Raw genomic sequence first — 18,752 nt, 5'->3', positions numbered from 1 at the left:
GAAGGAGGATCTCATGCCATCGCGCGTGCCGCCGTATCCACTGTTCGACGCGGACAACCACCTGTACGAGACGGAGGATGCGCTCACCCGGTACCTGCCCAAGCAGTACGCGAGCGCCATCCAGTACGTGCAGGTGAAGGGCCGTACGAAGATCGCCATCCGTGGTCAGATCAGCGACTACATCCCCAACCCGACGTTCGAGGTTGTAGCCAGGCCCGGTGCGTGGGAGGACTACTTCCGCGAGGGGAACCCGGAGGGCAAGTCCCACCGGGAGCTGTTCGGCGAGCCGATGCGGTCGATCCCCGCGTTCCGCGAGCCCGGGCCCCGCCTGGCGCTCATGGACGACCTGGGCATCCAGCAGACCCTGATGTTCCCGACCCTCGCCAGCCTGGTCGAGGAGCGGATGCGGGACGACCCGGAGTTGATCCATGTCGTCGTGCACGCCCTCAACCAATGGCTGCACGAGACCTGGCAGTTCAACTACAAGAACCGCATTTTCACCACCCCGGTGATCAGTCTGCCGATCCTGGACAAGGCGATCGCCGAACTGGAGTGGTGCCTGGAGCGCGGCGCGAGGGTCATTCTCATCCGGCCCGCCCCGGTCCCCGGCTACGGCGGGTCGCGGTCCTTCGCGCTGCCGGAGTTCGACCCGTTCTGGAAGCGGGTCGAGGAGGCGGGCGTGCTGGTGGCCATGCACTCCTCCGACAGCGGCTACTCGCGCTACTCCAGCGACTGGGAGGGCAAGAGCCAGGAGATGACGCCGTTCCAGGCGCAGGTCTTCCGGATGATGTCCGAATGGCGCCCGGTCACCGACGCGGTCGCGTCCTGGGTCTGCCACGGAGCCCTGTTCCGATTCCCGGAACTGAAGGTCTCGGTCATCGAGAACGGCTCTTCCTGGCTGCTGCCGCTGCTCGACCAACTGGGCAGCACCTACAAGAAGCAGCCGAAGGGCTTCCTGGGCGACCCGGTCGAGGAGGTCAGGAAGCGCATCCACATCAGCCCGTTCTGGGAGGAGGACATGGCCGCGCTCTCCGAGGTTGTCGGGGTCGAGCGCGTCCTGTTCGGGTCCGACTACCCGCACCCCGAGGGGCTGGCCGACCCGGTCTCCTACATCGACGCGCTCCAGGGCATGAAGGAGGCCGACCAGGCCAAGATCATGGGCGGCAACCTCGCCCGGTTGATCGGCGTATGACCTGGGAGAGCATCCCGCAGATGGTGCTGAGCGCGGCCGACCGCTTCGGTGATGCCGAAGCCGTGGTGGACGGCCCGCTCCGCCTCACGTTCACCGAGCTGGTCGAGCGGGTGCGTGTGGCTGCGGGTGCGTTCGCGTCGGCCGGGGTGGAGCAGGGCGACCGGGTCGCGATCTGGGCGCCCAACTCCGCCGAGTGGATCGTCGCCGCCTTCGGTCTCATGACCGCGGGCGGTGTGGTGGTGCCGGTGAACACCCGCTTCAAGGCGGACGAGGCGCACGACATCATCGTGCGCAGCGGTGCGAAGGCCGTTCTCGTCCAGGAGGGCTTCCTCGGCCTGGACTTCACGGCACCGCCCGGTGTGCCGGTCATCGACCTCAAGTCCGGCTTCCTGGCGAGCGGTTCACCCTTCGAGCGGAAGGTGACCGGCGACCAGGTCAGTGACATCGTCTTCACCTCGGGCACCACCGGCCGGCCCAAGGGCGTCCTGATGACCCACGCCCAGACGCTCCGGCTGTACGCGGAGTGGTGCGACCTGGCCGGGGTCAGGGAGGGCGACCGCTATCTGATCGTCAACCCGTTCTTCCACATCTTCGGCTTCAAGGCGGGCATGGTCGCGTCGCTCATCCGCGGCATGACCATCCTGCCCGTGCCCGTCTTCGACGTGGACACCGTCCTCGACCTGGTCGAGCGCGAGAAGGTGACGGTCCTGCCCGGCCCGCCCACGCTCTACCACTCGCTGCTCACCGACCGTGGCACAAGAGACCTGTCCTCACTGCGAGTTGCGGTGACCGGGGCCGCCGACATCCCCGTCGAGCTGATCCGCCGCGTGATGACCGAACTGCCCTTCACCTCGATCATGACGGGCTACGGCCTGACCGAGGCGGGCACCGCCACCGCCACCCGGCCCGGCGACTCCTTCGAGGACATCGCCACCACCGTCGGCACTCCCTGCGACGGCGTCGAGGTCCAAGTCGCCGACGACGGCGAGGTGTTGGTCCGGGGCTACAGCGTGATGCGCGGCTACTTCAACGACCCCGACGCGACCGCCGAGGCCATCGACGAGGACGGCTGGCTGCACACCGGGGACCTCGGCACGCTCGACGAGCGCGGTTATTTGAGGATCGTAGGCCGCAAGAAGGACATGTTCATCGTCGGCGGCTTCAACGCCTACCCGGCCGAGATCGAGGGCTTCCTGATGGCACACCCGGCGGTCGCCCAGGCCGCAGTGATCGGCGTCCCCGACGAGCGGATGGGACAGGTCGGCAGGGCATTCGTCGTCCTCCGACAGCCGCTGACCGCCGACGAGTTGATCGAGTGGAGCCGGCTCCGCATGGCCGGGTTCAAGGTGCCCCGGACCGTGGAGTTCCGCACGGAACTGCCGCTGAACGCCACCGGAAAAGTGATGAAGGACCTCCTGCGATGACGCCTCCCACACCGCCCCAGGGCGACGACCTCGTCCGGACCGCGTCCGGCCTGCCCCTCAAACCGGTCTACGGCCCCGACGACGTCGACACCCCGCCGCCCGCGCCGGGCAACTTCCCCTTCACACGCGGCAATTACGCCACCGGCTACCGGGGACGGCTGTGGACGCTGCGCCAGTACTCCGGCTTCGGCACCGCCGAATCCTCCAACCTCCGCTACCACTACCTCCTCCGACAGGGCGGCACCGGACTCTCCGTGGCGCTCGACCTGCCCACCCAGTGCGGCTACGACTCCGACGACCCCGAAGTGGCCGAGGAGGTGGGCCGGGTGGGCGTCGCCGTGGACACACTCGCCGACGCCGAGGTCCTCTTCGAAGGCATCCCGCTCGACAAGATCAGCACCAGCTTCACCATCAACGGAACGGCCGCGATCCTGCTCGCCTTCTACGTCGCGGCGGCCGAACGGGCGGGCGTGCCACGGGCGAAACTCACCGGGACGATCCAGAACGACATCCTCAAGGAGTACGCCTCCAGGGGCACTTGGATCTGGCCCGCCGAACCGTCCCTCCGACTCATCGCCGACACCATCGAGTTCTGCGCGGCCGAAGTACCGCGCTTCAACGCGATCTCGGTCGCCGGCTCGCACTTCCGCGACGCCGGCGCCAACGCCGTGCAGGAGATGGCCTTCACGCTCGCGGACGGGGTCACCTACTGCGACACGGTGCTGGCCCGCGGCCGTATGACGATCGATCAGTTCGCCCCGCAGGTCTCCTTCTTCTTCTACACACACGGCGACTTCTTCGAGGAGGTCGCCAAGTACCGTGCCGGACGCAGGCGTTGGGCGACCATCGTGCGCGAGCGGTACGGGGCGGACAGCGACAAGGCGGCCATGTTCCGCTTCGGCTGCGTGGCCGGAGGCGCCTCGCTGTACGCGCCCCAGGCGCAGAACAACACCGTCCGCGTGGCCTACGAGGCGCTCGCCTCGGTCCTCGGCGGGGTCCAGTCGATGTTCACGGCCGCCTGGGACGAGCCGTTCGCCCTGCCCAGCGAGGAGTCGGCGACACTCGCGCTGCGCACACAGCAGATTCTCGCTCATGAGACGGGCGTTACCAGGGTCGCGGACCCGCTCGGCGGCTCGTACTTCGTCGAGGCGCTCACCGACGCCACCGAGGCCCGCATCGTCGAGATCATGGACGACCTGGAGCGCTACGGCGGCATGGTCCGCGCCATCGAGGACGGCTATCTGCAGACCCTCATCGCCGACGAGGCCTACCAGTTGCACCGCGAGGTCGAGGCCGGCACCCGGCCGGTCGTCGGCGTCAACCGCTTCGTCTCCGAGGAACCCCCGCCCGACCTCGCCACGTACGAACTCGACGCCGAAGGCCGCGACCGGCAGCTGAAACGGCTCGCCGACGTCAAGGCCACCCGCGACGCATCCGTCGTACGGCAACGCCTCGCCGAACTGACCCGCGCCGCGGAAGGCACCGAGAACCTCATGCCCATCCTGGTCGACTGCGCCAACGCCTACTGCACGGTCGGCGAGATGGTCGCCGCGCTCAAGGCGGTCTGGGGCGAGTTCCAGCAACCGGTGGTGTTCTGATGAAAGCCCGCGTACTGGTCGCCAAACCAGGGCTCGACGGACACGACCGCGGTGCCAAGATCGTCGCGCGGACCCTGCGCGACGCGGGCTTCGAGGTCATCTTCACCGGGATCCGGCAGCGCGTCGACGACATCGTGGCCGTCGCCGTCCAGGAGGACGTGGCCGTCGTCGGCCTCAGCATTCTCTCCGGCGCACACCTCGCTCTCACCACCCGAGTGATCGAGGCACTGCGCGCCACGGGGTCCGAGGACATCGCCGTCGTGGTGGGCGGCACCATCCCGCCGGCCGACGTACCGAAACTGCTCACCGCGGGAGCCGCCGCGGTCTTCCCCACCGGCACGCCGCTCGACGCCCTCGTGGCCCAGATGCGCGCTCTGACATCCGTCACCTCGCCATGACCCGGCGGCGACCCGAAAACCTGGAGGCAGCGTGCGTATCGGAGTGATGATCGGGCCCGACCGCGGGGACTCGGTCCGCAAGGTCACGCGGATGATCGACGACGTGACATGGGCCGAGAAGGCCGGTTTCGACACCGTGTGGGTGCCGCAGATCCCTACCGACTTCGACGCGCTCACCGCGATCGCGCTGATGGGCGCGCGCACCGAGCGGATCGAACTCGGCACCGCTGTCGTCCCGTTGCAGACCCAGCACCCCATCGCCCTTGCCCGGCAGGCGATTTCGGCCCAGGCAGCGGCAGGAGGACGGCTTGCACTGGGCCTCGGACCGTCCCACCACTGGATCATCCGGGACATGCTGGGACTGCCGTACGAGAAACCGGCCGCCTTCACCCGCGACTACCTCGACGTCCTGGACGCCGCGTTCGGCGGAACGGACATGGTCGATGTCGAGAACGACACTTTCACCGTCCACAACCCGCTCACGCTCGCCCCCGTCTCCCCGCTGCCGGTCCTGATCGCGGCCCTCGGCCCGGTCATGCTCAACCTCGCCGGGGAACGCGCCGACGGGACCGTGCTGTGGATGGCCGACGAACGTGCCGTCGCCGAACACGTCGTCCCCCGCATCACCAAGGCCGCCGAGAGCGCCGGACGCCCGGCACCGCGGATCGTCGCGGGCATCCCGGTCTGCCTGTGCGGCCCCGACCGCGTCGACGAGGCCCGCGAGCGCGCCAACCGCATCCTCGGCGAGGCCGAGATCTCGCCCAACTACCAACGGGTCCTTGAGTACGGCGACGCCCGCGACGTCGGCGACCTGTGCGCGGCGGGCGACGAGAACGCCATTGCCGCCCGTTTCAAGCGGTTCGCGGACGCCGGGGTCACCGATCTCTCCGTACGGCTGCTGCCCATCGGCGAGAACCGCGACGAACTGGTCGCCTCCAAGTACCGCACCCGCGACATGCTCGCCGCCCTCGCCGCGGACCTGCGATGACCGCCGGACCGCTCGACGGCATCCGCATCCTGGAGGTCGGCCACATGCTGGCCGGCCCCTACGCCACGATGATGCTCGCCGACCTCGGCGCCGAGGTCACCAAGATCGAACCGCCCGGCGGGGACATCTCCCGCCAGGTGAGCGACGCCTACTTCGCCAGCCTCAACCGCGGCAAACGCAGCATCCGCCTCGACCTCACGACCGACGACGGACAGGCCCGGCTAGGTGAACTCGTCGTAGACGCCCACGCGTTGCTCGTCAACCTCAAACCGTCGGCCATCCACCGACTGGGCCTGACCTACGACGTGCTGCGCAAGTGGAACGACCGGATCGTGTGCGTCGCGCTCACCGGATACGGGCTGGAGGCGGGCGACGAGCCCGCCTTTGACTATGTGGTCCAGGCGGCCACGGGTGTCGCCGCGCTGACCGGCGACCCGGACGCGCCGCCGACCCTGCCCGGCTACTCCTCAGCCGACAACTCCTCAGGCCTGACAGCCGCGTTGGGGCTCCTCGCCCAGATCGTCTCCGGGCGCGGCGGCCAAGTGGAGGTGTCCTTACGGGATGTGATGCTCTCTCAGCTCAACTACCGCGCCTCCGCCTATCTCAACGAGGGCGTCGAACCGCGCCGACTGCCGCTCGGCGCGCACTCCTACTACGTTCCGGCCCAGCTCTTTCCCACCGCCGAGGGCTACTTGGCGCTCTTCATCACCCACGACGGCTTCTGGAAGTCCTTCGCCGCCGAGGCCGGCGTCCAGGGATTCCCCACCATGGCCGAACGCGCGGAGCGCCGCGAGGAGGTGCTCGCCGCCGTGACGGATGCCCTGGCGGGCGAAACCGCCGCAGCCTGGGAGGCGCGGCTGCGTCCGCTCGGGGTGCCGGCCGCCGCCGTACGAACGTTGCCGCAGGCGCTGGCGGCGACGCCGGAGGCCGTGGTGACGGCGGGGGACTTCCGGCTGGTGCGCAGTTCTGTGCGGGTCGAGGGGTACGAGCCGGAGTACGGGCCGCCGCCCCGCCTGGGTGAGCATGACGCTTCCGGGGTGGTGGGGGAGTCGTGAGGGCGGAGGACCAGTTCCATCTCGGGCTTGTGGTCGAGGACTTCGACGGGGCGCTGGCCGAGTTCTCGGCCGCGTTCGGGTACGAGTGGTGCGCCGAGATCGGCGGGTCGGTTCCGCTGATTCTGCCGACTGGAAACGCCGTTCTCGACATCAGCTGTGCCTACTCCCGGACGGTGCCCCGACTGGAGATCGTCCGCCGTATCCCGGGAACGCTGTGGGAACCGGTGGCGGGTGGCGGTGTGCACCACGTCGGCTACTGGTCCGACGACGTCGCCGCGGATGCGGCCGAACTCACCCGACAGGGCTTCGTGACCGAGGCGAGCCGGTCCGGCTCCGGCGGTGCGCCCTTCGCCTTTCTGCGCGGCCCGAGCGGACTGCTCGTGGAACTCGTGGACCGGGTGGCGCGACCGGGACTGGAGAAGCTCTGGGGTCACGGAGGAGAGGACGCATGACGACCGTAGGCATCGCGACCGGGGCCGGGCGCGGCATGGGACTGGCCTGCGCGCGGCGGCTCACCGAACTGGTGGACACACTGCTGCTGGTGGACCGGGACGAGCTGGCCGTGACCGCCGCGGCGAAGGAACTGGCCGCTGCGGACGGGGAGATCGAGGTCGAACCCTTCGTCCTCGACATCACCGACAAGGCTGGACTGTCCCGACTCGCCGCCTGCGTAGCCGAGTTGGGCTCGCTGAGGGCAGTTTCCCACGCGGCCGGAATCTCGCCCACCATGGCCGACTGGCGGCGCATCTTCGAGGTCGACCTCGTCGGCACCGCACGCCTGGCCGAGGCACTCCGCCCGCTCGCCACCGAGGGGACCGCGATGGTGTGCTTCGCCTCGATGGCCCCGCTCCTCGGCAACCTGGAGGCCGATCCCGACGTGGCGGCGGTCCTCGACGATCCGCTCCGGGACGACTTTCTCGACCGGCTGCGCGGGGCCCTCGGGCCTGCCGTGGAGAACACCGGTCTCGCGTACGCGTGGGCCAAGTACGGGGTGCACCGGTTCGTACGGCGGGAGGCGGTGCGGCTCGGGCCGTACGGCGCCCGGGTGTGTTCCGTGTCGCCGGGTGTCATCGACACTCCTCAGGGACAACAGGAGGCCTCGGCCCAGCCCGCCATGGCCGCTCTGGTGGAGCAGACGCCGCTCGGGCGGGTGGGCCGGGCCGAGGACGTCGCGGCTGCGGTGGCGTTCCTGCTGTCGGACGAGGCCGCTTTCGTTTCCGGAATCGACGTTCTCGTCGACGGTGGGGTCTGTGCGGCGGTGCGAGAACGCGCCGGGCGGTGACCGGTCGACGGCTGTCCGAGGAGGCGCGCTGTCGAGGGAGCGCGCCGCTTCCTCAGCGCCGACGGCCGCTGCTCCGCCGGGCGGACCAGCCGGACCCCACGCCGGCCGAGTGCGCGGCGAGGAAGGCGAGCCCGAGAAGCATGAGGCTCGTCGAACTGAAGACGATCTGGGTCGACGTCTCGGTGACACGGATGATGAAGGCGATGAAGAAGAGTGCGGCCGCCACGAATGCAAGCATCTGTTAACCCCTACGGATAGACGGCGAGCCACCGGTGATCCCGGTGGCTGCGCCGTTGTCTCCCGAGTGCCCCGGAAGATGCCGAACAGTCATGCGCATCCCGCGTCGCGCGCAGGCCAACTGCCTTTCAGGCAAGGGATTCCGAGCGCTGGACGGTTCCCGTGAGGCCGGTCGCGTCCTGGCCCGCGAGGAGGACCGCGGCCCGCGCCATCGCCTCCGGAGGCTCCACCATCTCCGGCGGGATCTCCCGGCCCCCGCCACCCGCCTGCCAGCCCTCCGTGAGCACCACCCGTGACGGGGCAAGGCAGTTGACGGCGATGTTGTCCTTCCGCAGGTCGGTGGCGAGGCCCAGGTAGAGGCGCTCGACCGCCGCCTTGGACACCCAGTACGCGTTGGCGCCCCGGTCCGTCATGCCCACCCCGCCGGTCGTCACGGCCACCAACGAGCCACCGCCACGCGCCCGTACATGCGGAATCACCGCGCGGGTCACCAGGAACACCCCGGTCAGATTGACGTCCAGCGACAACTGCCAGCGTTTGAGCGGCGTCGACTCGACCGGGCCGAGCCACAGCACCCCGGCGTTGGCGACAAGAATGTCGATTCCGCCGAACTCCGCGACGGTGGCGGCGACAGCCGCGTCGACCGACGCCTCGTCGCTCACGTCACAGGGCACCGGCAGCGCGCGTCCGCCCGCCGCGGTGATCCGGTCCGCGACCGAGTGGATCGTCCCGGGCAGTCGGCCTTCCCGCTCGGAACGCGCGGCCACGGCGACCGAGGCGCCCGCCTCCGCGAGCGCCACCGCGACCGTACGGCCGATGCCGCGGCTGGCGCCCGCGACGAACGCGACCTTGCCCTTCAACTGCCCGCTCATGCCCGTCACTTGACTCATGCCGGTTACTTCGGCGGGAACCGGAGGGCGCCGTCGAGACGGACGACCTCGCCGTTGAGATAGTCGTTCTCGACGATGTGCTGCACGAGACCCGCGTACTCGACCGGCAGCCCCATCCGCTTCGGGTATGGGATCTGCGGCCCCCAGTAGGCCTCCAACTGGTCGCCCGCCTTGCCGTAGGCCGGAGTGTTGAAGGTGCCCGGCGCGATCGTGACGACCCGGATGCCGAGCGGGGAGAGGTCGCGGGCGGCGACCAGGGTCATGCTGACGACCCCGCCCTTCGCTGCCGCGTAAGGGAGTTGGCCGATCTGGCCCTCGTACGCGGCGATCGAGGCCGTGCTGACGATGACACCTCGGCCGCCCTCGGCGGACTCCTGGCGGGCGATGGCGGCCGCGGCCAGCCGCATCACGTTGAACACGCCGGTGAGATACACGTCGATCGTCGTGCGGAAACCCGCGAGGTCGAGGGGCGAGCCGTCCTTGCCGACGAGCCGGCCACCGCTCGCCGGACCGCCGTGCGCGTCCACCGAGATGCGGAGCGGTCCCGCCGACTCCGCCTCGGCCAGGGCCGCTTGGACGTCGTCCTCGGAGGTCGCGTCGGTGCGCACGTAGCGCACCCCCAGCTCCTGCTCCAGGGCCTTGCCCTTCTCGTCGGCCAGATCGGCGACGACGACCTTCGCTCCCGCTGCGTGCAGCCGACGGACGGTGGCCTCGCCCAGGCCCCCCGCCCCGCCGACGACCACCGCGGAGCTCCCACTGATCTGCATCAAGGATTTCCTCTCTTGCGAACAGCGCTCTAGTGAGACGAGAATAGCATTCTCATGAATATAACCATGATTCTGGAGATGGTGGCCTCGGGCGGCGACCGACCGGTGGTCACGGCGAACGGCCGCTCCCTGACCGCCTCGGACCTGCTCGCCCGCGCCCACGCCGCCGCGCACCGCTTCCGGGGCCACCCGGCCGTGCTCTATCTGAGCCCCAGTCACCTCGCTTACCCGGTGGCCCTGTTCGGCGCCGCCCTGGCGGGCATCCCCTTCATCCCGCTCAACTACCGCCTCGGCGAACGCCAGTTGGCCCGCCTCCTGGCCCGCCACCCCGGCGCCCTCGTCCTGCGCCCCGCCGACCTCGACGCCCTGCTGAGCGCCGAGAAGGACGCCGAAGGGGGCACCGACGCACCGGAGTTGACCCGGGGCCAGGACGCCGTCGCGGTGGTCCTCTACACGAGCGGCACGACCGCCGAACCCAAGGCGGCCCTGCTCAGGCACCGGCACCTGCTGGCCTACGTCCTCAACACCCAGGAGTTCGCCTCCGCCGAGGAGGGCGACGCGGCACTCGTGGCCGTACCGCCGTACCACGTGGCCGGGTTGATGAACCTGCTCACGAACCTCTACTCCGGCCGCCGCCTCGTGTACCTGTCCGCCTTCGACGCGGGGGAGTGGCTGGAGACCGCGCGCCGCGAACAGGTCACCCACGCACTCGTCGTCCCCACCATGCTGGCCCGCATCGTCGCGGAGGTCCCGACCGACGACGCCGGCACGCCCACGCTCCGGAGCCTCGCCTACGGCGGCGCCAGGACCCCGCGGCCCGTGGTGGAACGGGCGTTGCAGATCTTTCCCGGGACCGGGTTCGTCAACGCGTACGGCCTGACGGAGACGGCCTCCTCGGTCGCGGTCCTCGGACCCGACGACCACCGCGAGGCGCTTGCGGCATCCGACCCGGGTGTACGGGACCGACTCGGTTCCGTGGGACGGCCGTTGCCCGGAGTCGAGATCGAGATCCGTGACGACGACGGAAAGCCGGCCCGTGCCGGGGAGACTGGGCTCGTGTTCGTGCGCGGGGAGCAGATCTCCGGCGAGTACGGCGGACGCAGCGCGCTCGACGCGGAAGGCTGGTTCCCCACCCGGGACCGCGGCCGACTCGACGCCGACGGCTATCTGTTCATCGAGGGACGCGCCGACGACACCATCATTCGCGGCGGCGAGAACATCGCTCCCGCCGAGATAGAGGACGTTCTCGTCGCCCACCCCGGGATCGTGGAGGCGGCCGTGATCGGCGTGCCCGACCCCGAGTGGGGGCAGCGGATCGTGGCCGTCGTGGTCGGCGAGGGCGACCCGGCCGAGGTCCGCCAGTGGGTCAAGGACCGGCTGCGCTCCTCCAAGACCCCCGACGCGATCGTGTTCCGCGCCGAACTCCCCAAGACCGAGACCGGAAAGCTGCTGCGCCGCACCCTGCTGGCCGAGTTGGAGACCACCCATGCCTGAAGCAGTCCTCGTGTCCGCCCTGCGCACGCCCGTCGGCACCGCCGTCAAGGGCACCCTGCGCGACACCACCGCGTTCGACCTGGCCCACCACATCGTCGCCGCGGCGGCCGCCACGGAGGACCTCGACCCGGACGCGATCGACGACGTGATCCTCGGCGAGGGCCTGTACGGCGGCGGGGTCGTGGCCCGGCACGCGGCACTGACCGTCGGCCTCACCTCTGTACCGGGCCTGGCCCACAACCGCCACTGCGCCGCCGGACTCGCCGCCGTACAGAGTGCGGCGGCGAGCATCCGCGCGGGCATGGACGAACTCGTCATCGCGGGCGGCGTCAACTCGGCTTCCACGTCCCCGAAACAGCGTTTCCGCGTCGACGGGGAGTGGGTCGAACCATGGAGCCCGCCCACACACCCCGACCGGCCCGACGCCCCCAACCTGGACATGTCGATCACGGTCGGCTGGAACACCGCCGTACGGGCCGGCCTCAGCCGCGCGGACATGGACGCATGGGCTCTGCGCTCCCACCAGAACGCCATTCGCGCCATCGACGAAGGGCGTTTCGACGCCGAGGTGGCGCCCATCGGCACACCGCACGGACTGTTCTCCGTCGACGAACACCCCCGCCGCACCACGAGCCTGGAGAAACTCGCCTCGCTCAAGCCGCTCCACCCGGAGATCGAAGGCTTCTCCATCACGGCGGGCAACGCGGGCGGCGCCAACGACGGTGCCGCCGCCCTGGTGGTGGCCAGCGACCGGCTTGGCCTGCCCGCCCTCGCCGTCGTCCGCTCGTGGGCCTCGGTCGGCGCCGACCCCGCCGAGACGGGCCTCACCCCGGTGAAGGTGATCCCCAAAGCCCTTGCCCGCGCCGGACTTTCGACCGCCGACGTCGACCTCTTCGAGATCAACGAGGCCTTCGCCGCCGTGCCCGTCGCCGCGGTGAAGCTGCTCGGCCTCGACCCCGACCGTGTGAACGTCAACGGCAGCGGGTGCTCCCTCGGCCACCCGGTCGCCGCGACCGGCGCCCGGATGCTCGTCACGCTCGTGCACGAACTGCGGCGCCGTGGCGGCGGCATCGGCGTCGCCGCGATGTGCGCGGGCGGCGGCATGGGCTCGGCCACGGTCATCGAGGTACCCGCGCCATAGTCCGTCAGCAGTCGGTTCCGGTGGTGGAGAACGTCGACGACGTGAAGGGAACAACGTGGAGGGCTTGAAGGAGAAGGCCGTTCTCGTCGCGGGCGCGGCCACCGGGCTGGGGGCCGCCTCTGCCCGACGGCTCGCGGACGAGGGCGCCAGGGTCGTCGTCGGCGACCTCGACCTGGACGGAGCCCGGCGGACCGCCACGGCCATTGGCGACGCCGGTGGCCAGGCGGTCGCGGTGGGCTTCGACATGGCCGACGAGGCCTCGGTCGCCGAACTCGTGCGGACCGCCGTGCGGACGTACGGCGGTCTGGACGCCGTGCACGTCAACGCGGGCGACATGAGCGCGGTCTCCCAGGACACGGACGTCGTCGACATGGACCTCGCGGTGTGGGACCGGACCTTCGCCGTCAATCTGCGGGGCCACATGCTCGTCACCCGGTACGCCGTTCCCGAACTCCTGGCCCGGGGCGGCGGCGCGATCGTCTACACCTCGTCCATCGCGGCCTTCACCGGCGAGGCCGCGCGCCCCGCGTACTCGGCGACCAAGGCGGGCATCAACGCCCTCGCCCGCCATGTCGCCTCCCGCTGGGGCCGTGAGGGCATCCGCGCCAACGCGGTCGCACCGGGACTGATCCTGACGCAGGCCATCCAGGAGGGCGCGGCCCCCGACCTGCTGGAGGCGTTGCTCGCCCGCACCCGCAGCACCCGCCACGGGCGTGCCGACGACGTCGCCGGCATGGTGGCCCACCTCATGTCCGCCGACGGAGCCTGGATCAACGGCCAGGTCATCAACGTCGACGGCGGCACGGTGATGCGCTGAACGCTGCGTGGGGGACGGGCAGCTACGCGATCGTACGGAAGCGCAACAACGCCTCCTGCGCGAACGAGGCGACCAGGGACCCCTGGGTCGTGAGCACATCGCCGCGGCCGTAGCAGCGGCCGTGGGCGAGAAGCGGGCTCTGGTGGCGCAGCAGAAGCCAGCCGTCGGTCGTGAAAGGGCGGTGGAACCACACCGTGTGCGCGGTGACGGCGGACGAGAACGCCGTTCCCGAATCGTGCTGGGTGACCCCTTCGAGCGGCCGAAGCGCCGTACCGATCAGACCCAGATCGCTCGCGTACGCCGCCAACGCCGGGGCCAGCTCCGGCGCGACGGTCGGTGTGCGCATCCACAGGTCGTACTCGGGCGGCTCCGACTTCGGCGAGTCCATGTCGACGGTGGCCCGGGTGTCCCAGGGAAGCAGCGACAGATCCACGTCGTGCTCGGCCCCCGGCACCGGGGGCATCGGGAACGCGATCTGCTGGTCTGGACCGTCCTCATGGGAGTGCAGCGATACGGCCGCCACGGCCGCGACGCCCTGCGTCTGCTGCGCCACGACCGTCAACGTGGCGAAGGAGCCGCCCTCATGATGACGCGTCACCTCGTACCGCACTGGCTCCTGTGGCCGCCCCGCGCGGGCGAACTGCACGTGAAGGCTCTTGACTGCCTTCTCAGGGCAGGCCAGTTGGGCGGCGCGGACGCTCTGAGCGAGCAACTGCCCGCCGAAGATGCGGTGGTAGCCGAGTTGTTGGTTGCGACCCTCGAACACGGAGCCGGGCCGGGTGCCGAGGTCAAGGCAGGAGAGCAGGTCGCTCCACAGATCGGTCACTGATATCACTCCTCGGTCGATCACAGGTGGACGAGCCGTGGCGCGGACCCGCCGGCCCGCAGCAGTGCCCCCGCCTCGCGCGTCAACTGCCGTGCGCTGCCCAGCAGTCCGTCCAGTACCACGGCCCGTCGGACATGCCGGTGCAGATCGTGCTCGGCGGTGAAACCGATCCCGCCGAGGACCTGCTGGCAGTGCCGGGACGCCGTCAGCGCGGCCTTCCCGGCCGCCGCCTTGGCCAGCGACGCGCCCAACTCGTCGTTGGCGGCGACCAGGGTCGCCTCGGCGCCGTCCAGCGCCACGAGGGACTCGGCGAGCCGGTGCCGTACGGCCTGGAAAGAGGCCAACGGACGGCCGAACTGCACGCGGTCCACGGCGTGTTGGCGGGCCAGCGTGAGCATGGCGCGGCCGGTCCCGAGCAGCCACCAGCCGAGCGCGACCCGGCCGGTGGCGAGGGGGACAGAAGGTCCGACGGGCACGGAGCGCAGGGGAAGTTCGGCGTCCAGGGCCGTCCCGGCGGCCGCGTCGTCGCGGTCCCAGACGACCCACGTGCCGCCCGTGAACGGCAGCGGCAGCGTGCCGCCGACCGGACGGGCCGCCGCGTTCAGCAGGACGTCGTTCAGGAGCGGCGCGTGCGCGCCCGTCTCGCCCAGCAGACGGAACGTGAGCGGTACGGCCATGTCCGGTTGTTCCGCGAGGAGTTCGGCCCAGCCGAGGTCGGTCAGGGCGGCGTCCAGCGCCTGTCCCGAGGCCGCCGTCATCGTCTTGCGGAGCGTCTCGGCGAGCAGGTGCTCTTCGGCGGCGTCCACGGCTACTCCCTCCCGAGGTCGAGCAGTCGGCGCGCGATGATGTTCCGCTGGATCTCGGCCGTGCCGCCGTAGATGGTGGCCGCCTTCGCGTAGAGGTACTCCGAGCGCCACGGAGTGTCCGTCAACTCCAGTACGCCGGGTAGCAGATCGCGCACTGTCTCGAAGAGCTGTTGCTCGGCCGTGGCCAGCAAGACCTTGTCGACCGACGTCTCCGCGCCCAGCCGCTCACCCGCGGCCAGGCGGCGCTGGGTGGCGTGGGAGCGGCAGCGGACGGTGTGCAACGCCAGGTAGGCCGCGCCGAGTTCGGCGTCGTCCGGGACGCTCGTCTCGGCCAGCAGGCGGTCAAGTCGCGTGTAGAGATGGGCGATCCGGTGCCAGAAGCAGGTGGAACGCTCGTGCGGGAGCAGGTCCATCGCCAGGCGCCAGCCGTCGCCGGGGCGGCCGAGCATCCGGTCGGCGGGCACCGTCACATCGTCGAAGAACACCTCGGCGAACTCGTCCACGCCGTGCATCGTGCGCAGCGGCCGGACGGTGATGCCGGGGGTGTCCATGTCGACGAAGAACGCGGTGATCCCGTTGTGGCCCGGCGCGGTGCGGGTCAACAGGACGCAGCGGGCGGCGAATTGAGCCAGGCTCGTCCACACCTTCTGGCCGCTGATCTCCCAGTGGTCGCCGCGCGGAACCGCCCGCGTGGTGAGGGAGGCGAGGTCGCTGCCGGAGCCGGGTTCGGAGAAGCCCTGGCACCACTGCTCACGCCCGCTCAGCAACCGCGGGACCATCTCGGCGGCCAGCGCGGGAGGGGCGTACGAGATCATCGTCGGGGCGAGAACCTCGATCATCGAGTAGATCCCCGGCTCGGCCAACTCCCTTGTGGCGACCTCCTCGCCGAGCACCGCCCTCAGCACCGCGGGCCCGCCGAGCCCCCTCACCTCGGCGGGCCAGCCGTACCGCATCCAGTCCGCGTCGTACAACGCCTGGCGGACCCGGGCCAGTTGAGCGACTTGGGTGTCGAGGGTGTGGTCGGGGCCGGGGGACAGGTCGTGCTCGTCCAGCCAAGTGCGCAGGCCCGTGCGGAAGTCGGCGACGTCCATGTTCCCGGGCGCCGAGGCGACGTTCATGTACCTGGGCGCTGATAGGCGTGCGGGCGGCCCGAGTCGTGGGCTCCGCTGCGGCGGATGAACGTCATCGCCCGTGTGCGCAGTCGCCAGCCCTCGTCCGTGCGGACGTAGGTGTCGTTGTAGTAGCCGATCCGCAGGTCGTGTGTGGCGTGGTCGACGAAGCAGAGCGGCTGGGTGCCGGTCGCTGTGCCGCCGGACAGGTCGACGGCCGGCGTGCCCGTGAGGAACAGCCCCTTGGGCGCGGCGGCCACGAGCTTCGGGAACTCGTCGAGGCCGTAGGAGTCCCCGAAGGCGCTGTACGTGCCGTCGGGTGTGAAGACCCCCAGCACCCCGTCCAGGTCACCGCGGGTGATGCACACCGCGTAGCGGGCGAGGAGCTGCTGGATCTCCATCAGGTCGTCGGTCGGACCAGGGGGAGGAGCCGGAACGGGCAAGGAGGACAAGGACTTTCCACCCTTCACCATGAGTGAGAATTGCATTCTCTCAGATGAGTGGCAGATTTCCACGGCGGGTGAGGCGACGTCAACAGTCTCTGTCTGAATGGTTGATTCTCCGTAGATGAGAAGCTAGTTTCCAGCGATGGAGAGGGGAGATCCGACGCGATGGACCAGTTCCTCACCTTCGGGATCGTCGGCCTGAGCACGGCCGCGATCTATGCCGTCATCGGCAGTGGGCTCGTGCTCACCTACACCACCACCGGCGTGTTCAACTTCGCGCACGGCGCGGCCGGCATGCTGTCCGCGTTCATGTACTGGCAGCTGACCGTCGGCTGGGGCTGGCCCGTTCCGGTCGCCCTGGTCGTGGTGCTGCTCGTGCTCGCCCCGGGCTTCGGGCTGCTCGTCGAGCGGTTCGTGCTGCGGCCCGTCCAGGCACTCGGCGAAGCAGAACGGCTCGTCATGACGGTCGCGCTGCTCAGTGGCCTCATCGCGGCCGCGCGCTGGATCTGGGACCCCAACGTGGCGCGGCCCCTGCCGATGTTCTTCGCCGCCCGCAAGCCCATCCACCTCGGCCCGGCCGTCATCACCTGGCACCAGGCGATCACCATGGCGGTGGCCGTCGCCGTCGCGGCCGGCCTGCGCATCCTGCTCTACCGCACCCGCGCCGGAGCCGAGATGCGCGCGGCCGTCGACGACCGGGCACTCGTCGGCCTCACCGGCGCCGACCCGGTCCGGGCGGGCCGGGTCTCCTGGATCCTCGGCACCCAACTGGCCGCGATCGGCGGCATCTTGATCGCCCCGACCGTCACCCTCGACGCCGCCCAGCTCTCCCTGCTGATCGTCAGCGCCTACACCGCCGCTGTCTTCGGCAGGCTGCGCAGCCTGCCGCTCACCTTCCTCGGCGCGGTCGTCGTCGGCTGTATGGAGAGCTATCTGACCGGCTACCTCCCGCAGAACGACTACCTTCCCGGTCTACGGCTCGCCGCCCCCGCCCTGCTGCTCTTCCTCGCCCTGCTGGTCTTCCCGCACCGACGCCTGCGCGGCCGTGAACGGCGGCTGGCCCGCGTGCCGGTGCCGAGCGCGCGCGGCACGCTCGTGTTCGCCGCGGTCGTCGTCGCCTTCGGCGCGGTACTGGCCTCTCTCCTCGGAGAAGCCGACCTCATCACCTACGGAGCGATCTTCTCGCTGGGCGTGGTGGCGCTCTCGTACGTCCCGCTCGCCGGGTACGCCGGACAGGTCTCCCTGTGCCAGCTGAGCATGGCCGGCATCGGCGCGGTCGTCTGGGCACACCTCGGCGCCCACGGCGAACTGTGGGCGCTCGGCGCGACGGTCCTCGTCTCCGCGGTGGCCGGCGCGCTGGTCGCACTGCCCGCGCTGCGGCTCTCCGGCGTGTATCTCGCCCTGGGCACCGCCGCGTTCGCCGTGATCCTCGACCGGTGGATCTTCACCCTGCCGGCCTTCCACGTCCTCGGCCTGCGGATCGCCCTGTTCGACCAGGGTTCGGTCGACGCCACCGGTCCCGACCTGTTCGGCCTCCGGCTCGACAGCGGACGGGAGTTGATGGTGTTCGCCGCCGTCTGTCTCGCGCTCGCCTCGATCGGCGTGGCGGCCCTGCGCCGCAGCCGCTTCGGCCGGCGGCTGATCGCCCTGCGCGACAGCGAGGCCGCCTACGCCACCCTCGGCGGCAACCTGCTGGTCGCCAAGGTCGCCGTGTTCGCCCTCGCCTCCGGCATCGCCGGACTCGGCGGTGCGCTCTACGGAATGCAGCAACGCACCGTCACCGCGGGCCAGTTCAGCCTCATCGCAGGCCTGCCCATCTTCCTCGTCGCCGTGGTCGGCGGACTCGGCGCGGTCGGCAACGGGCTCTTCGCCGGCACCGCGTTCGCCGGCCCGACGAACGCCCTGATCGCCATCGCGCCCGGCACCGCGAACCTGGTCGCCCTTCTCCCCGGCCTCGCCGGTGTCGGCCTCGGCCACAACCCGGACGGCATCGTCCCCCGCTTCCGCCGCCAGTGGGAGCCCCTCGCCCGCGACCGCATCGCCCTGTCCATCCTGCTCTGCGCCCTCGCCCCGGCCTGGGCCCTGCGCTTCACCGACGTGATCAACGACTGGACGTACTACGGCGGTTCACTCGTCCTCGCCGTCGCCCTCCGCACCTGGGCAACCGCCCGGCAGACCGCTCCGGCCGAGCCGCAGATCCCCGTCGAGTGGTGGGGCATACGGCGTGACTGGCGCCCCGAGGACGAGGAGGTGCTGGCCCGTGGCATCGCTGCAGGTTAGTG

At 70.5% G+C, this 18,752-nt stretch carries 19 protein-coding genes; 12 read left to right on the top strand and 7 right to left on the bottom strand.

Features of this window, described 5'->3' with window-relative positions; genetic code table 11:
- The first annotated feature begins 13 nt into the window (after nucleotides 1–13).
- The 8 genes from OG496_RS04495 to OG496_RS04460 are packed head-to-tail and all read left to right on the top strand — an operon-like array spanning nucleotide 14 to nucleotide 7,937.
- The gene (locus tag OG496_RS04495; RefSeq protein WP_405969671.1) at nucleotides 14–1,192 is read left to right on the top strand and encodes an amidohydrolase family protein; all 1,179 of its coding nucleotides are present in this window, start codon (nucleotides 14–16) and stop codon (nucleotides 1,190–1,192) included.
- Nucleotides 1,189–2,616 (top strand): FadD3 family acyl-CoA ligase, encoded by a 1,428-nt coding sequence (locus OG496_RS04490; RefSeq protein ID WP_405969670.1) that lies wholly within the window; start codon nucleotides 1,189–1,191, stop codon nucleotides 2,614–2,616. Before OG496_RS04495 ends, OG496_RS04490 begins: the two co-directional genes overlap by 4 nt.
- Nucleotides 2,613–4,214, top strand: coding sequence for a methylmalonyl-CoA mutase family protein (locus OG496_RS04485; RefSeq protein WP_405969669.1), 1,602 nt, complete (start codon nucleotides 2,613–2,615; stop codon nucleotides 4,212–4,214). Before OG496_RS04490 ends, OG496_RS04485 begins: the two co-directional genes overlap by 4 nt.
- Complete coding sequence (locus OG496_RS04480; RefSeq protein ID WP_366492535.1) at nucleotides 4,214–4,612, top strand: cobalamin B12-binding domain-containing protein; 399 nt, start codon at nucleotides 4,214–4,216, stop codon at nucleotides 4,610–4,612. Before OG496_RS04485 ends, OG496_RS04480 begins: the two co-directional genes overlap by 1 nt.
- A 31-nt stretch (nucleotides 4,613–4,643) precedes the next feature.
- Nucleotides 4,644–5,600 carry an LLM class F420-dependent oxidoreductase gene (locus OG496_RS04475; protein WP_405969668.1) on the top strand — a complete coding sequence of 319 codons (957 nt, stop codon included), beginning with the start codon at nucleotides 4,644–4,646 and terminating at the stop codon, nucleotides 5,598–5,600.
- A complete protein-coding gene (locus tag OG496_RS04470) occupies nucleotides 5,597–6,655 on the top strand; it encodes a CaiB/BaiF CoA transferase family protein (protein WP_405969667.1) in 1,059 nt (352 codons plus the stop codon). The genes OG496_RS04475 and OG496_RS04470 overlap by 4 nt, the downstream gene beginning before the upstream one ends.
- Complete coding sequence (locus OG496_RS04465; protein ID WP_366492538.1) at nucleotides 6,652–7,107, top strand: VOC family protein; 456 nt, start codon at nucleotides 6,652–6,654, stop codon at nucleotides 7,105–7,107. Before OG496_RS04470 ends, OG496_RS04465 begins: the two co-directional genes overlap by 4 nt.
- Nucleotides 7,104–7,937: an SDR family oxidoreductase gene (locus OG496_RS04460; RefSeq protein ID WP_405969666.1), complete on the top strand. Its 834-nt coding sequence runs from the start codon at nucleotides 7,104–7,106 to the stop codon at nucleotides 7,935–7,937. Before OG496_RS04465 ends, OG496_RS04460 begins: the two co-directional genes overlap by 4 nt.
- A gap of 52 nt (nucleotides 7,938–7,989) precedes the next feature.
- Here the strand turns inward: OG496_RS04460 and OG496_RS04455 are convergent, their stop codons facing one another.
- The 3 genes from OG496_RS04455 to OG496_RS04445 form a co-directional block, all read right to left on the bottom strand.
- The gene (locus OG496_RS04455) at nucleotides 7,990–8,175 is read right to left on the bottom strand and encodes a hypothetical protein (protein WP_328685609.1); all 186 of its coding nucleotides are present in this window, start codon (nucleotides 8,173–8,175) and stop codon (nucleotides 7,990–7,992) included.
- Between the two features lie 127 nt (nucleotides 8,176–8,302).
- Complete coding sequence (locus OG496_RS04450; protein WP_405969665.1) at nucleotides 8,303–9,064, bottom strand: SDR family NAD(P)-dependent oxidoreductase; 762 nt, start codon at nucleotides 9,062–9,064, stop codon at nucleotides 8,303–8,305.
- A gap of 5 nt (nucleotides 9,065–9,069) precedes the next feature.
- A complete protein-coding gene (locus tag OG496_RS04445) occupies nucleotides 9,070–9,831 on the bottom strand; it encodes an SDR family NAD(P)-dependent oxidoreductase (RefSeq protein ID WP_405969664.1) in 762 nt (253 codons plus the stop codon).
- A gap of 66 nt (nucleotides 9,832–9,897) precedes the next feature.
- Here OG496_RS04445 and OG496_RS04440 point away from each other — a divergent pair, with 66 nt between their 5' ends.
- The 3 genes from OG496_RS04440 to OG496_RS04430 are packed head-to-tail and all read left to right on the top strand — an operon-like array spanning nucleotide 9,898 to nucleotide 13,283.
- Complete coding sequence (locus OG496_RS04440) at nucleotides 9,898–11,325, top strand: class I adenylate-forming enzyme family protein (protein ID WP_405969663.1); 1,428 nt, start codon at nucleotides 9,898–9,900, stop codon at nucleotides 11,323–11,325.
- Complete coding sequence (locus tag OG496_RS04435) at nucleotides 11,318–12,466, top strand: thiolase family protein (RefSeq protein ID WP_405969662.1); 1,149 nt, start codon at nucleotides 11,318–11,320, stop codon at nucleotides 12,464–12,466. Before OG496_RS04440 ends, OG496_RS04435 begins: the two co-directional genes overlap by 8 nt.
- Nucleotides 12,467–12,521: 55 nt before the next feature.
- The gene (locus OG496_RS04430) at nucleotides 12,522–13,283 is read left to right on the top strand and encodes an SDR family NAD(P)-dependent oxidoreductase (protein ID WP_405969661.1); all 762 of its coding nucleotides are present in this window, start codon (nucleotides 12,522–12,524) and stop codon (nucleotides 13,281–13,283) included.
- Between the two features lie 22 nt (nucleotides 13,284–13,305).
- Here the strand turns inward: OG496_RS04430 and OG496_RS04425 are convergent, their stop codons facing one another.
- From OG496_RS04425 to OG496_RS04410, 4 genes are read right to left on the bottom strand one after another with little or no spacing between them, the layout of a single operon-like run.
- Nucleotides 13,306–14,109 carry an acyl-CoA thioesterase gene (locus OG496_RS04425; RefSeq protein WP_405969660.1) on the bottom strand — a complete coding sequence of 268 codons (804 nt, stop codon included), beginning with the start codon at nucleotides 14,107–14,109 and terminating at the stop codon, nucleotides 13,306–13,308.
- A gap of 20 nt (nucleotides 14,110–14,129) precedes the next feature.
- Nucleotides 14,130–14,915, bottom strand: a complete 786-nt coding sequence (locus OG496_RS04420; protein ID WP_405969659.1) for an acyl-CoA dehydrogenase family protein — start codon at nucleotides 14,913–14,915, stop codon at nucleotides 14,130–14,132.
- Nucleotides 14,916–14,917: 2 nt separating this feature from the next.
- Nucleotides 14,918–16,033, bottom strand: coding sequence for an acyl-CoA dehydrogenase family protein (locus OG496_RS04415; RefSeq protein WP_405969658.1), 1,116 nt, complete (start codon nucleotides 16,031–16,033; stop codon nucleotides 14,918–14,920).
- Nucleotides 16,030–16,425 (bottom strand): nuclear transport factor 2 family protein, encoded by a 396-nt coding sequence (locus OG496_RS04410; protein WP_405969657.1) that lies wholly within the window; start codon nucleotides 16,423–16,425, stop codon nucleotides 16,030–16,032. The genes OG496_RS04415 and OG496_RS04410 overlap by 4 nt, the downstream gene beginning before the upstream one ends.
- A gap of 210 nt (nucleotides 16,426–16,635) precedes the next feature.
- Between OG496_RS04410 and OG496_RS04405 the strand changes: the two genes are divergently transcribed.
- Complete coding sequence (locus tag OG496_RS04405; protein WP_405969656.1) at nucleotides 16,636–18,750, top strand: ABC transporter permease subunit; 2,115 nt, start codon at nucleotides 16,636–16,638, stop codon at nucleotides 18,748–18,750.
- The last annotated feature ends 2 nt before the right edge of the window (nucleotides 18,751–18,752 follow it).

The organism is Streptomyces sp. NBC_00988, from assembly GCF_045162645.1.
Taxonomy (GTDB): domain Bacteria; phylum Actinomycetota; class Actinomycetes; order Streptomycetales; family Streptomycetaceae; genus Streptomyces.
Note: the sequence above shows the minus strand (reverse complement) of the source record. Positions and strands in the feature narration are given on the sequence as shown.